We start from the raw sequence: 12396 nt of genomic DNA, 5'->3' as shown, positions 1-12396 counted from the left end.
CTACGGGGAAGTATTCGGTGATCCCGAGTGAAATATTTCACCGCAAATTTCCGTGAGGCTGGGTAGGCAAAGGGCGGGCGCCTCGCAGTAACCAAGATCGAATTCGAAGGCCACTATCTTTCGTAAAGGGCGACTCAGGGCCTCCCAAAAATGTCTCGCGCTCACATTGATGAGGCTATCGGGGACTTCGACCCTTTAGTAAGAGTACGATCGGCTCAATTCTAGACAAATGGTTGGGAATCATCGATTCAGGGGGATCAAAATGAAGAAGCTGACCGTCTTTGCCGGACTGATGCTCGTTTCGGCCACGGCTGGAGCTGTTGTTTTTGGAGGTTCAAACCTCGGTTTGTTCGGTTACCCAGAGGCCAAATGTTACAAACCCACTCGGCCGTATGACCTAAGCGACGAATACGCGGTCAACCGCTACAACTCAGACATAAGGGAATACAAGCGCTGCCTGACTGAGTATGTCGAGAACGCCAATAACGACATGAAGAGGATCAGGGAAGCAGTAGAAGAGGCTCTTGACCAATAACGGGCTGATGAGTTGGCCTACGAGCCTCGAGTTCTTGATCACTACGCGTTACGGCATCGTTCCGCCGCCGCGGTTATAGAGCGGCCCGCTGCCCTGGAGTTACCGGTAGGGACCGAATGTGTTCTACCGCAAACTTCCGCAGAAGCATTGATCAATAAGGGCAGGTGTGCCCCCCCAGCCTCGCGCAGCGCTACATCAAACGCGCCGAAATTACCCCGCAAGCACGTCCGGGCCTAGTTCATCCAGAAGTTCCAGGCTCGCTAGAAATCGTCGTTAGATCATGGATTTATATGCTCTCGCTGGCGACTGTCACCTCTGTGCGCGTATCACTCGCTCGCGTGTTTTTCTTTGGCACTCTGAGTCGCTAGGCTCGCGCCTGCCGACACGTCTCCGGCGTCGAAAACTACAGATAGGGACGGGCAGACTCAGAAGTAAAACAGGGGCAGGCACATGGTCCATGGCGAAGCAGTGACGTTGTTCGAGGGGCTCGGAGTGGAGGTGTTCGTGGAACGTCCTTATCCGCAGCAGCGGGGCTTGTGGTTGGATCGAGAGCCCGGCCGTTGGTTGCGGCTTGGGCTTATTAGCTTGGTATTGGGTGTTTGCCGTCGCACTTGAGCTAGAGGGCTGTGCGCGGTATTGGGTCGCTACGAATCTGAATGCAGAAAGGGCGCCTCTAGGCGCCCTTTGTTGTTCTTGGCTTGCTCGGCCTTGTCTCAGGCGGCCTTAGGTTTGAACGGGACGACTACATTCCCAGCGTCAGCCTTGCGAGCATCCAAGTAGTCCGCCCACGCCTGCATCATCCGCTTACGCTCCGGCAGATGACTCGTGCGGTTGTACGCTCTGCCGTTTGGATCACGAACGGCGTGCGCTAGCTGATGTTCTATCAAGTCAGGTCGCCAGCTCAGTTCTTCGTCCAGCAACGTGCGCGCCGTGGCGCGGAAGCCGTGTGCAGTCATTGTGTGCTTGTCGAAACCCATGCGGCGCAGCGCGGCGGTGATCGCGTTGTCGCTTAAGGGGCGCTTAGGGGAGCGTCCACCCGGGAACACGAACTGTCGATGACCGGTGAGCGGTTGCAGGTCACGAATGATTTCCACGGCCTGAGAAGACAGCGGGACGAGATGTGGCTCTCGCATCTTCATCTTGTGAGCTGGGATGTTCCACTCGGCTTTGTCCAAGTCGATCTCCGACCACTCTGCCTGCCGCAGTTCACCGGGGCGAACAAACACCAACGGAGCAAGCCGCATCGCGGCGCGAGTGGTGGCGTCACCGGAGTAGTCGTCAATAGCTCGCAGGAGGCCGCCAAGCTGCCTTGGGTCGGTGATGGCTGCGTGGTGGCGTTCTACTGGGGACGCCAAAGCTCCCCGAAGGTCGGCCACGGGATTGCGATTGGGGCGGCCGGTGGCGATGGCGTATCGCATCACCTGTCCGCAGTTCTGCATGATCCGGTGAGCTGATTCGATCGCCCCGCGATCCTCGATCCGGCGGGCGACGCGGAGAAAGTCGGGAGCGGTCAGTTCGGCAATGGGGCGCCCACCGATATGCGGGAACACGTCGTTCGCCATCCACGCGATGATCTTTACTCGGTATTTCTCCACCCACGTCTGCTTACCAAGCCACTCTCTGGCGACGACCTCAAAGCTATTGGCAGCGCGCTCAACGCCAGCAACCTTTTCAGCCTTCCGGTGCTCGCCAGGATCGATCCCAGCGGCCAACTGGCGACGTGCTTCTGCGTGACGGTTGCGCGCATCCGCGAGCGAGACCTCGGGGTAGGTGCCGAGGCTCAGGGTGTTGCGCTTACTGGTAACGGGCCTGCGATAGTCCCAGCGCCACCACCTTGAGCCATCCGTGTTGATCAGGATGTATAGGCCGCCGCCGTCGCGGAGCTTGGCTGGCTTGGAGCCGGGTTTGGCCTTTCGTATGGCGGTATCGGTCAGCGGAGCAACGGTGCGCGGCATGGCGGTAACTGTTTTGGCGGTAGGCGAGTTACCGCCATTGTTACCGCCAGGAGGAACCAGATTGCAATAGACTCTGCGGGACTACTACAGGCATAAAAAAGGCCGGAAGCCCTGGTTTTCCAGGAATTTCCGGCCTTTCGTGGTCCTTGTGGGACCGTCTTATGGTGGAGGTGGGCGGAATCGAACCGCCGTCCGAAGGCACTCCATCCCCGGCACTACATGCTTAGCGCTCCGTTGGATCTCATCCCGGGACAGCACGGCGCGCAAAGCGCATCCAAGGACCAGCCTGTTAGAGGTTAATCAGGTGCTGACAGGCAGCCGCTCCCGACGATTCCGTGATAATGACTCTACGCTGCGAGCACGGACACAAGCAGTTTCGAGGCTTACGCCTTAAGCGGCGAGAGCGTAGTTGTCGTCGTTGGCAACTAGAAGTTTGCAGCTGGATTTACGAGGAAAGCTACCCCCTCGGCATGCACCAGGCGATTTCGCGACCCCCGTCGAAGCCAGTGCACCCCCGGGGACAGCATCACGCTGACTGGACCAGTATAGGGGCTGGGGGCGGGTTCACAAGCGCTGCGTGCGCGGCGCTCAGCTTGCGGTGTGGATGTGGTGGGTCGGTATTGGCAGCGTTGCGATGTTGTGTGGCGGCGTCGCTTCGTTCGTCGGGGCTGAAGCCCCTCCCACATAAAGACCTCGCGGCTTCCGCTATGGCGTGTCGACGGCGCTCTGCACGCGACCGCGTTATCTCGGGGTCTTTTGTGGGAGGGACTTCAGCCCCGACGCTCTTTCTCCAGCGAAAGAGCGAGATACCCGCGCACGCGCCAACCTTGCCACGCTCCTGCAAGCGTGGCGGACATCGCATCGAAATCGAACCGCGGCTCAGTTGCCGTCGAGCAGTTCGATCAGCGCCCGGCGCTTCTTGCGCGAAAGTTTGCGCATCAGGCCCATCAGCCGCAGTTCGTCGGGATCGCTGTATTTGGCCGCGTTTTCGCGCACCGACAGCGATTTTCCTTCGATGGTGCCGCGGCCGGTGGCCAGCCATTCGAAGCTGACGTGCTGCTGCACCGCGATCTGCAGCATGCGCTCCAGTTCGGGCAGGGCCAGACCGACCAGCCATTTGCGGGCGGTCTCGCGGCTGACGTCGTAATAGGCCGATAGGGCGCCGGTACGGGCTCGGCCCTTGGCGAATCCTGAAAAATCCAGGGCCTGGTGCAGCCGATTGGCGAATTCTTGATGGGGCGCGTTAGTCATAGGTCTCGCCGGAGCATCCTGCAGGGCTGAAACGTGGGCGCTCGCTCCTCGGTCCCGGCCTTCGGCCAAGCGAAGATAGCGCAACTCATTGTTGCGTATCCCCTCATAAAAAGATCACTCTTTTTGCTGGTTGAAAAGAGCAATTTCAAATGGTAGTTTGGTTCGGCATGGATGCCGAGCGAGAGGAGTTATGGAGCGACTCAAGCGTTTCAACGTCAGTACCCCAGCGGACGGAGACCGCGATTGCGCCCGTCCGCCGCGCGCCAAGGCGAAGGCGGGTGCGCAAACCGGAGAGCGCGTCACGCTCGCGGCCGAATCGCAGGCCGAAAGTGGCGTGGAATCACGCGATCGAGGTGGTAGCGGAGGTAGCGGAGACAGCGGCGGGCGCGGACGGCGCAAGCCGACCAGCCGTTCGCCGAACCCGATCGAGCGCTACATCGCTTGCTTCGCCACCGCGCGCGAAGCCGCGCAGGCGGCTGGGGTGTCCGCGGCGATGCTACGGCGCATGCGGGTGCGCGGTTATGTGTCGACCCGCCAGCGCGCCCTGCTGATGGCGCAGGCCTGCGGCTTCAAGCTCGAACCGGCCGAACTGATGGCGCTGACGGCCGGAGGTGGGTGATGGCCGCGACGGCTTTGGCGCTGTGGCTGCTGGCTGCCGGCGTGGTGTTGTTGGTCGCGGCGTTCCTGGCCTGGAGCTGGGTGCGCCGCATCTCCCATCGCGACCGGCTCGCGCGGCGCGCCGATCGCAACGGTCGCGCCTTGCTGGAACTGGCCGACGAGATCGAGCAGTACCTGCTGGCGCAGCAATTGTCCGGCGCGTCGATCCGGCCGCAACGGCATTGGCCGCGGCTGTGTCGGCGCATGGCGGTGGAGCATCTGGATTGCATCAATCGCCTGATGCTCGACGGCCTGCGCCGCGATTAGCGGCGCGGGCGGGCGCCAACGCGGTGTGATGCGGCACACGCGAGGTGGCTAGTATGCTAGGGCGGATGACGACGACCGATCCGGCCGCCCACGCCCCTGCGCCGAACGAGCCGGACTCCACGCCGGACTATGCCGATGTGTCCGGTCTGATGCCGCGTCGCGGCTATCTGCTCGCCTTCATCGTTTTCATCGTCGCCCTGGTGCTGGTGTTCACCGCCTGGCGGGTCGCGCGCGATCGCGAACAGCGCTCGGCTCAGGCCGAATTCGTCGGACGCACCGTGCAGGTGACCGAGCTGATCCAGCAGCGCCTGGTCAATTACGAACTGGTCGCGCGCGGCGGCGTATCGCTGTTCGCGTCGGTGCAACGGCCGACCGCGTCGCAGTGGAAGGCCTATGTGGAGGGGATGAACCTGCAGCGGCGCTTTCCGGCGACCCTGGGCCTGGGCTTCACCGGTTACGTGCCGCAGCGGTTGCTGGTGCAATTGCAGACCGAATGGCGCGATGCCGGTTATGGCTTGCTGACGGTGCGGCCGTTCGGCCAGCGCGAGATCTACGGCCCGATCCTTTATCTGGAGCCGAGGACGCCGGCCAATATCGAAGCCATCGGTTACGACATGTTCGCCGAGGCCACGCGCCACGCCGCGATGGAGGCGGCGCTGGAATCGGGGCAGGCGCGCCTGTCGGGCAAGATCGAGCTGATCCAGGACAAGCACGACGGCACCAAAAGCACCGGTTTGATCCTGGTGCTGCCGGTGTACCTGGGCGGCGGCCGTCCGCAAAGTCCCAGCCTGCGTCGCGCCGAGATGCAAGGTTGGGTGTACGTGCCGTTCCGGATGGAGAGCTTCGTCGCGACCTCGCTCGGCGACACGCATCGCGACATGCGTTTCCGCATCTTCGATGAGAGCGGCGGGCGCGACACGCTGCTGTTTCAGCCGGCCGGACTCCAGCCCGAGCAGCCGGCGGCGTTCGTGCACAAGGCGACCTTCGAGGTCTACGGCCGGACCTGGCGGATCGAATACGAATCCCCGCCGATCGAGCAAGCCGTGCCGCGCATGGAGAACCTGCGCAACATGTTCGCGCTGGGCATCTTCACCTCGCTGCTGTTGTACGGCATCGCGCTGGTGCTGGCGCACACCGAATCGCGCGCGCGCCAGATCGCCCTGCGCATGACCGAGGATTTCCGCCGCAGCGAGGCCCGGTTCCGCAGCGCGATGCAGTACTCGGCGATCGGCAAGGCCCTGCTCGACAGCGAAGGGCGCATCGTCGACGCCAACCCGTCGCTGTCGACCATCGTCGGGCTGCCGCTGGCGCAGTTGCTGGATCAACGTTTCGACAGCCTGCTCGAAGACGAAGAAGGCGAAGCGCCGGCGCTCGGCAACGAGGAAGGCGATGGCGACGGCGTGCATCGCGCCACCCGACGCCTGCGGCGTCAGCACGGGGTGGCGCGGCAGGTGCAGCTGACTTATTCGCCGGTGCCGGGCAAGGTCGGTCAGGACATCACCGGCCTGGTCCAGGTCGAGGACGTCACCGAGCGGCTGCGCGCGCAGGCGCGCGTGCACGCGCTCAACCGCACCCTGGAAGCGCGCGTGGCCTTGCGCACGCGCGAGCTCAGCCAGGCCAATCAGGAACTGGAGGCCTTCGCCTACAGCGTGTCGCACGATTTGCGCGCGCCGCTGCGGGCGATCGACGGTTTCAGCAAGATCCTCGGCGAGAAATACGCCGACCGCCTCGACGAGGCCGGCAGCGGTTATCTGGGGCGGGTACGCAAGGCCGCCGCGCGCATGGGCGATCTGATCGACGCCTTGCTCAAGATGTCGCGCCTGACCCGCAGCGAGCTCAAGCACGAGACCGTCGATTTGAGCCGCTTCGCCACCGAGTTGATCGACGAGTTGCGCATGGGCGATGGCCAGCGCGCGGTCGAGGTGCGGATCGAGCCGGGCCTGCAGGTGGTCGGCGACGCGTCGTTGCTGCGCAATCTGTTGGGCAATCTGCTCGGCAACGCCTGGAAGTTCACCCGTGATCGCGCGCCGGCGCGGATCGAGTTCGGCGCGGTCGAGGCGCACGGCACCCGCGAATTCTTCGTGCGCGATAACGGCACCGGGTTCCCGCAGGCTTATGTCGACAAATTGTTCCGGCCGTTCCAGCGTCTGCACAGCGTCGAGGATTTCGCCGGCCACGGCATCGGCCTGGCCTCGGTCAAGCGCATCGTCGAGCGCCACGGCGGAACCATCCGCGCCGAGGGCAGCGAAGGCGAGGGCGCGACGTTCTATTTCACCTTGCCCGGTGGTGGCCACGGGGGTTGATCGGGGTGTCGGCTTGCGAGGCGAGCCGCGATTGGGGTTCCGCGTGCGGTGTGAGTTGCGTCGTAAACGCAGTTGCGCGGTCGCGGCTTGCGCCGCTCCTACAAGAGCACGGCGTTGCTGCGATACCGACTGTAGGAGCGGCGCGAGCCGCGACAACCGCAGCGGTGCACGCAAGCGTTCTGACTGAAGCCCGAGATTCCCGCTCCAGCCGCGACCGATCCGATCCGCGGCGCCGTCAGGCGTTGCGGTTGTGTCGCCGCATCACCCGCTGCTTTTCGCGTGCCCAGTCGCGTTCCTTGCTGGCTTCGCGCTTGTCGTGGCTTTGCTTGCCCTTGGCCAGGTGGATCTCGGCCTTGACCTTGTTGCCCTTCCAGTACAGCGAGGTGGGCACCACGGTGTAACCGTCGCGCTGGATGCGGCCGATCAGGTTGTCGATTTCGTTCCTGTGCAGCAGCAGCTTGCGGGTGCGCCGCTCCACCGCCACGACGTGGCTCGAGGCCTGGATCAGCGGGGTGATCTGAGCGCCGATCAGGAATATCTCGCCATGCAGGACGACCGCATAGGCATCGGTGATGTTGGCGCGTCCGGCGCGGATGGATTTGAGTTCCCAGCCCTCCAGGGCCAGGCCGGCCTCGAAACGCTCTTCGAGGTGGTACTCGTGGCGGGCGCGCTTGTTTTGCGCGATGGTGCCGCCCGCGCTGCCCTTTCCTTTATCCTTACCGGCCTTGTTGTTGGTGTTGTTAGCCATGAGCCATTGTCTCCGATCCGAAGGCGGTTTGCGCAGCCGTCGTCGGTTTGGGGTGAAATCGGGCTTGCCGAGCGGTTTGGGCCGTAGGCGAGACTTCGTGTGTCGGCCGTATCGATGCGTGAGTGTCGATGGGCCGCAGCTGCATGGGGTGCGGTGCCGGTTCGGCGGGCGGTTTGCCGGTTCGGCCGTATCCGGTTTACATCACTTCGGTTGGCTTGAATCCCGCGCCGCGGACCACATTGCGATAACCACATGCCGACCATCCGCCGTTCCGCCCTGGTAGAGCACTCCGCCGCGCGCATGTTCGCGTTGGTCAACGACGTGGCGGCGTATCCGCGCCGTTTCGACTGGTGCGAGCAGGCGCAGATTCTCGAAGCCGACGATATGCACATGGTCGCGCGGCTGGACCTGGGCCTGGGCGCGCTGCGCACCTGGTTCACGACCCACAACACGCTGTCGCCGCCGCACCACATCGAGCTCAAGCTGGTCGACGGGCCGTTCCGCAAGCTCGGCGGGCGCTGGGAGTTCCATGCGCTGGACGAGTCCGCGTGCAAGGTGACCCTGACCTTGGAGTTCGAACCGGCGGTGAAACTGCTGGGGCCGGCGATGGCGCTGGGCTTCCAGAGCCTGGCCGATCGCATGGTCGACGATTTCGTGCGCGTGGCCGATCGCGGCGCCGAGCCTGGTACGCCGGTGGCGGGCGGCGCGACGGCGTGAAGATCGAGGTCGTCCGTGCCTGGCCGCACCGCTTCGACGCGGTCGTGCTGGAGTTGGACGAGACCGCCACGGTCGCGCAGGCGGTGGCCGCAGCCGGGTTCCAGGACGATCCGCAGATTACCGGCTACGCCGTGTTCGGGCTGCGCGTTTCGGCCGACACGCGGCTGTGCGAGGGCGACCGGGTCGAGTTGCTGCGGCCGTTGCAGGCCGATCCCAAGGACGCGCGACGCCGGCGGGCGGAAGACCGGCCGCTCAAGAAGAAATAGGCCTGGGAGCGAGGACGCATTACGCAGGACTTTTGTGGGAGGGCCTTCAGGCCCGACGCTTTTCGGCCGCGCCGTGGCGACCGGAACCAAAGGCGTCGGGCCTGAAGGCCCTCCCACAAAAGGTCCCGCACAGGCGAGGCCCCATGCGAAACAGCCGCCTCGCGGCGGCTGTATTCGGTGAGCGCGCAGGAGCGAGAGGGGCTCAGCGGCGGCGCTTCTTGTCCTTTTCCTTGGCCAGATTGCGGCCGAACTGCTTGACCGAGGCCTTGGCGATCTGCTCGTCCTGCTCGGCGAAGTAGTCGCCTTCCCACTTGGTCAGGGCGTCGTTTTCGAACCACAGGGTCAGATTCTTGCGGGTGGTGTGGCCCAGGCGGTCGACGCGCTGGGTCGAGGTGTAGTCCCAGCGGTTCTGGTGGAACGGGTCCTCGATCGACGGCGTGCCGATCAGCACCTGCACCTGCTGCTTGCTCATGCCGGTCTGAAGCTGGTCGACGGCGGTCTTCTCCAGCAGATTGCCCTGATAGATCGGCTGCTTGTAGATGACGCCGCAGCCGGCGGTGAGCAGGGAGAGCGAGAGAACGAGCAGGAGCTTACGCATCGTATGAGGGTCTGCGGCAGTCGAAGGCAACGGGGCCGATGATACACTGAAGCCAGACCCCTCCAAGGGCGGACAGCGGCGCGCGGCGACCCCTCGCGTTCATCCGCCATTCCGGCCCGCCCGCCCGGTGCGCCCCTCGCGGCGACGGCCAGCCGGTCATCATCGGGTCCGGTGCGCCGCCGGACCGAACAGCTCAAGGGACATCGTTTATGGAATCGCAGGATCTGCGTAACGCCGGGCTCAAGGTCACCCATCCGCGGATGCGGATTCTGGAGCTGCTGGAGCAATCCAAGCCGCGCCACATGACCGCCGAAGACATCTATCGGATGCTGCTGGAGAAAGGCGAGGACATCGGCCTGGCCACGGTCTACCGAGTGCTGACCCAGTTCGAGTCGGCCGGTCTGGTGCTCAAGCACAACTTCGAGGCGGGCCAGTCGGTGTACGAACTCGACCGCGGCCATCACCACGATCACATGGTCGATATCGACAGCGGCAAGATCATCGAATTCGAAAGCCCGGAGATCGAGGAACTGCAGCGCAAGATCGCGGCCTCGCACGGGTATGTGATCGAGGAGCATTCGCTGGTGCTTTACGTGCGCAAGAAGCGCTGAGACTCAATCGTGTCGGGTGAGCCGATGCGGCTTTGTTCGTGCTGCGGCGAACTGGTGCCGCTGTCGGAACTGGAATATTCCTTCGCCTATCCCGACGCTTACTACGCGCTGGACGAGGCGGCCCGGTTCGCGCCGGGAACCCGCTGCAACGACAATTTCTGTGTGATCGGGGAGCGTCGCTGGTTCGTGCGCGGCGTCATCCCCTTGCCGATGGAAAGCGGCGATATGTACCGTATCGGCGCCTGGGCCGAGTTGAGCGCGGACGACTGGCGCACGGTCTGGGACAGTTGGGACGAGCGGGGCAGCGATTTACTGCCGCCGCTTGTCGGCACGCTTGCCAACCATATTCCCTCGACCTACGAAGCCAGCACCCTCGGATTGAATCTGACGCTGCGTCTGCATGATCAGACGCGGCCGTCGTTTCATTTCGCCGGCACCGGCCATCCCCTGGAACGCGAACAGCTTCAGGAGATCACGCCGCATCGTGCGCGCTACTTCACCGGTCTGGGCTCGGGCGACAAGGCCTGAGCCGCCGCCTCAAACCACGTCCGCCAACAACCGCTTGGCCGCCGCGCGCACTTCCTTGGTCAGTTCGATGCCGCCGAGCATGCGCGCCAGTTCTTCTTCGCGCTGCTTGGACACGAGCACCTGCACCTCGCTCTGGGTCACGCCTTCGCTGGCGGCCTTGCTGACCCGGTAGTGGGCGTGGCCCTGCGCCGCGACCTGGGCCAGGTGGGTCACGCACAGCACTTGGCGGCCGCCGCCCAGGGCGCGCAGTTTTTGCCCGACGATTTCGGCGACCGCGCCGCCGATGCCCGAGTCGACTTCGTCGAACACCATCGTCGGCACCGCGTCCAGGCCGAAGGCGGCCACTTCGATCGCCAGCGAGATGCGCGAGAGTTCACCGCCGGAGGCGACCTTGCGCAGCGGCCGCGCGGGTTGGCCCGGGTTGGCGGCGACCATGAATTCCACGCGCTCGCCGCCCTGCGGGTCGGGGCGGTCTTCTTCGATCGCTTCGATCGCCACGTCGAAACGTCCGCCGCCCATGCCCAGTTCGCCTATCAGCTCGGTGGTCTTGAGCGACAGCGAGGCGGCCGCGTCGCGGCGCGCCTGGCCCAGCGCATCGGCGGCCTTGCGCCAGGTCTTGCGCGCGGCGTCGATCTCGAGGTCGAGCTTGTCCAGGCGCACGCCGGCGCCGCGCAGTTGCTCCAGCTCGGCGGCGATATGGTCGCGGGTGGTGGCCAGCTGCTCCGGGGCGATGCGGTGTTTGCGCGCCAATTCGTGCAGGCGGCCGATCTTGCTTTCGATCTGTTCGAACGCGGACGGGTCCAGATCGAGATCGTCGCGCACCCGGTCGAGCAGCGACAGCGCCTCGTCGATCTGGATCGCGGCGTTGTCGAGCAGGGCATCGACGTCGCGCAGGCGCGATTCGTGTTCGGCCACGCGCTGCAATTCGCCGCGCACCTGCTGCAGGGTGCGGGTCAGCGACGGGCCCTCGTCGCCGCCGATCCGCGCGAACGCGGTTTCGCACGCGGCGATCAGGCCGGCGGCGTGGGCGTGGCGGCGGTGGTCGGCGATCAGCTTGGCCAGCACTTCGGGTTCCAGCGCTTCGCGTTCGAGTTCGGTGTGCTGGTGTTCCAGCCAGCCGATCCGGTCGGAGACGTCGCCCTGGGCCATCAGCGTGTCGCGTTCGCGCAGCAGCGCGCTCCATTCGCGCGCGGCGCGGGCGACCGGCTCGCGCGCGGCCTCGGTACGGCCGTAGGCGTCGAGCAGGTCGAGCTGGCTGGATCTGGCCATCAGCGCCTGGTGTTCGTGCTGGCCGTGGATTTCGACCAGCCGCGAGGTTAGATCCGCCAATTGGTTCAAAGTCACCGGCCGCCCGTTGACCCAGGCGCGCGAGCCGCCATCTGCGCGGATCACCCGGCGGATCTGGCACACCGGCGTATCGCCGTCGCCGGTTTCGTCGAGTTCGTTGTCGCGCAGCCAGTCGCTGGCCTGCGGGGCGTCGTCGAGGGTGAAGTCGGCGACCAGTTCGGCGCGATCGGCGCCGTGGCGGACCACGCCGCTGTCGGCGCGCAGGCCGCTGAGCAGGCCCAGAGCGTCGACCAACAGCGATTTACCGGCGCCGGTTTCGCCGGAGATCACGGTAAGGCCGGGACCGAAACTGAGTTCGGCGGCGCTGACGACGGCGAATTGTTTGAGCGAGAGATGGGCGAGCATGCGGCGGCGATTGTGCCTGTGCGGGGCGGTGGCTGGGAATGGGAACGGCGGCGGGAGCGAGCGTAAGGGTAGGGTGGATCAAAGGCTGAGACGATTGCCCGGTGCCGGGGGCAGTGTGCGGCAACCTGGGTTACCCGGTTACCTGAAAGGTCCGAAGTCTTTTGTGGGAGGGGCTTGAGCCCCGACACCCGCAGCGATGTCACTCCATGTAATTGCGCGGCGACTCGAAGCCGTCGGGGCTGAAGCCCCTCCCACAAAAGACCTCGGG

14 protein-coding genes and 1 other RNA gene are annotated in these 12396 nt (G+C 64.7%); 9 read left to right on the top strand and 6 right to left on the bottom strand.

Features of this window, described 5'->3' with window-relative positions; genetic code table 11:
* Positions 1 to 262: 262 nt before the first annotated feature.
* Positions 263 to 535 (top strand): hypothetical protein, encoded by a 273-nt coding sequence (locus tag ACTOWJ_RS24285; protein ID WP_441337195.1) that lies wholly within the window; start codon positions 263 to 265, stop codon positions 533 to 535.
* 713 nt (positions 536 to 1248) lie between these two features.
* Here ACTOWJ_RS24285 and ACTOWJ_RS24280 read toward each other — a convergent pair.
* The 3 genes from ACTOWJ_RS24280 to ACTOWJ_RS24270 all read right to left on the bottom strand — a co-directional run bounded on the left by ACTOWJ_RS24280 (position 1249) and on the right by ACTOWJ_RS24270 (position 3741).
* A complete protein-coding gene (locus ACTOWJ_RS24280) occupies positions 1249 to 2490 on the bottom strand; it encodes a tyrosine-type recombinase/integrase (protein WP_441337194.1) in 1242 nt (413 codons plus the stop codon).
* A gap of 162 nt (positions 2491 to 2652) precedes the next feature.
* Positions 2653 to 3006, bottom strand: a transfer-messenger RNA (tmRNA) gene (ssrA, locus tag ACTOWJ_RS24275).
* Between the two features lie 363 nt (positions 3007 to 3369).
* Positions 3370 to 3741: a helix-turn-helix domain-containing protein gene (locus tag ACTOWJ_RS24270; protein WP_031373591.1), complete on the bottom strand. Its 372-nt coding sequence runs from the start codon at positions 3739 to 3741 to the stop codon at positions 3370 to 3372.
* A gap of 334 nt (positions 3742 to 4075) precedes the next feature.
* On the opposite strand from ACTOWJ_RS24270, the gene ACTOWJ_RS24265 reads away from it, so the two are divergent.
* The 3 genes from ACTOWJ_RS24265 to ACTOWJ_RS24255 all read left to right on the top strand — a co-directional run bounded on the left by ACTOWJ_RS24265 (position 4076) and on the right by ACTOWJ_RS24255 (position 6968).
* Positions 4076 to 4360 carry a hypothetical protein gene (locus tag ACTOWJ_RS24265; protein ID WP_441337193.1) on the top strand — a complete coding sequence of 95 codons (285 nt, stop codon included), beginning with the start codon at positions 4076 to 4078 and terminating at the stop codon, positions 4358 to 4360.
* Positions 4360 to 4665: a hypothetical protein gene (locus tag ACTOWJ_RS24260; protein WP_441337192.1), complete on the top strand. Its 306-nt coding sequence runs from the start codon at positions 4360 to 4362 to the stop codon at positions 4663 to 4665. Before ACTOWJ_RS24265 ends, ACTOWJ_RS24260 begins: the two co-directional genes overlap by 1 nt.
* A 65-nt stretch (positions 4666 to 4730) precedes the next feature.
* Positions 4731 to 6968, top strand: coding sequence for a CHASE domain-containing protein (locus ACTOWJ_RS24255; RefSeq protein WP_441337191.1), 2238 nt, complete (start codon positions 4731 to 4733; stop codon positions 6966 to 6968).
* Positions 6969 to 7203: 235 nt separating this feature from the next.
* Here ACTOWJ_RS24255 and smpB read toward each other — a convergent pair whose 3' ends face one another.
* Positions 7204 to 7716, bottom strand: a complete 513-nt coding sequence (gene smpB, locus ACTOWJ_RS24250; protein ID WP_441337190.1) for an SsrA-binding protein SmpB — start codon at positions 7714 to 7716, stop codon at positions 7204 to 7206.
* A 252-nt stretch (positions 7717 to 7968) separates the two neighbouring features.
* Here smpB and ACTOWJ_RS24245 point away from each other — a divergent pair, with 252 nt between their 5' ends.
* The 3 genes from ACTOWJ_RS24245 to ACTOWJ_RS24235 are packed head-to-tail and all read left to right on the top strand — an operon-like array spanning position 7969 to position 8880.
* Positions 7969 to 8433 (top strand): type II toxin-antitoxin system RatA family toxin, encoded by a 465-nt coding sequence (locus ACTOWJ_RS24245; RefSeq protein ID WP_441337189.1) that lies wholly within the window; start codon positions 7969 to 7971, stop codon positions 8431 to 8433.
* Complete coding sequence (locus ACTOWJ_RS24240) at positions 8430 to 8699, top strand: RnfH family protein (RefSeq protein ID WP_441337188.1); 270 nt, start codon at positions 8430 to 8432, stop codon at positions 8697 to 8699. The genes ACTOWJ_RS24245 and ACTOWJ_RS24240 overlap by 4 nt, the downstream gene beginning before the upstream one ends.
* Positions 8700 to 8733: 34 nt before the next feature.
* Positions 8734 to 8880, top strand: coding sequence for a DUF6053 domain-containing protein (locus ACTOWJ_RS24235; protein WP_441337187.1), 147 nt, complete (start codon positions 8734 to 8736; stop codon positions 8878 to 8880).
* Between the two features lie 21 nt (positions 8881 to 8901).
* Here the strand turns inward: ACTOWJ_RS24235 and ACTOWJ_RS24230 are convergent, their stop codons facing one another.
* Positions 8902 to 9297 carry an outer membrane protein assembly factor BamE gene (locus ACTOWJ_RS24230; RefSeq protein WP_441337186.1) on the bottom strand — a complete coding sequence of 132 codons (396 nt, stop codon included), beginning with the start codon at positions 9295 to 9297 and terminating at the stop codon, positions 8902 to 8904.
* A gap of 209 nt (positions 9298 to 9506) precedes the next feature.
* Between ACTOWJ_RS24230 and fur the strand changes: the two genes are divergently transcribed.
* Positions 9507 to 9908: a ferric iron uptake transcriptional regulator gene (fur, locus tag ACTOWJ_RS24225; protein WP_441337185.1), complete on the top strand. Its 402-nt coding sequence runs from the start codon at positions 9507 to 9509 to the stop codon at positions 9906 to 9908.
* Positions 9909 to 9917: 9 nt separating this feature from the next.
* On the top strand, positions 9918 to 10436 hold the full coding sequence (locus ACTOWJ_RS24220) for a DUF2199 domain-containing protein (RefSeq protein ID WP_441337184.1): 519 nt from the start codon (positions 9918 to 9920) through the stop codon (positions 10434 to 10436).
* A 9-nt stretch (positions 10437 to 10445) separates the two neighbouring features.
* On the opposite strand, the gene recN is transcribed toward ACTOWJ_RS24220, so the two are convergent.
* Positions 10446 to 12128 (bottom strand): DNA repair protein RecN, encoded by a 1683-nt coding sequence (gene recN, locus ACTOWJ_RS24215; protein ID WP_441337183.1) that lies wholly within the window; start codon positions 12126 to 12128, stop codon positions 10446 to 10448.
* Positions 12129 to 12396: the final 268 nt, after the last annotated feature.

Source organism: Lysobacter sp. CA199 (assembly GCF_052078715.1).
Lineage (GTDB): Bacteria > Pseudomonadota > Gammaproteobacteria > Xanthomonadales > Xanthomonadaceae > Lysobacter.
Note: the sequence above shows the minus strand (reverse complement) of the source record. Positions and strands in the feature narration are given on the sequence as shown.

Excerpts from the sequence above, each read along its gene's own strand:
- ACTOWJ_RS24270 (WP_031373591.1), bottom strand. The coding sequence starts at position 3,741 with ATGACTAACGCGCCCCATCAAGAATTCGCCAATCGGCTGCACCAGGCC.
- ACTOWJ_RS24280 (WP_441337194.1), bottom strand. The coding sequence starts at position 2,490 with ATGCCGCGCACCGTTGCTCCGCTGACCGATACCGCCATACGAAAGGCC.
- ACTOWJ_RS24245 (WP_441337189.1), top strand. The coding sequence starts at position 7,969 with ATGCCGACCATCCGCCGTTCCGCCCTGGTAGAGCACTCCGCCGCGCGC.
- smpB (WP_441337190.1), bottom strand. The coding sequence starts at position 7,716 with ATGGCTAACAACACCAACAACAAGGCCGGTAAGGATAAAGGAAAGGGC.
- ACTOWJ_RS24230 (WP_441337186.1), bottom strand. The coding sequence starts at position 9,297 with ATGCGTAAGCTCCTGCTCGTTCTCTCGCTCTCCCTGCTCACCGCCGGC.
- recN (WP_441337183.1), bottom strand. The coding sequence starts at position 12,128 with ATGCTCGCCCATCTCTCGCTCAAACAATTCGCCGTCGTCAGCGCCGCC.
- ACTOWJ_RS24285 (WP_441337195.1), top strand. The coding sequence starts at position 263 with ATGAAGAAGCTGACCGTCTTTGCCGGACTGATGCTCGTTTCGGCCACG.
- ACTOWJ_RS24260 (WP_441337192.1), top strand. The coding sequence starts at position 4,360 with ATGGCCGCGACGGCTTTGGCGCTGTGGCTGCTGGCTGCCGGCGTGGTG.
- ACTOWJ_RS24255 (WP_441337191.1), top strand. The coding sequence starts at position 4,731 with ATGACGACGACCGATCCGGCCGCCCACGCCCCTGCGCCGAACGAGCCG.
- fur (WP_441337185.1), top strand. The coding sequence starts at position 9,507 with ATGGAATCGCAGGATCTGCGTAACGCCGGGCTCAAGGTCACCCATCCG.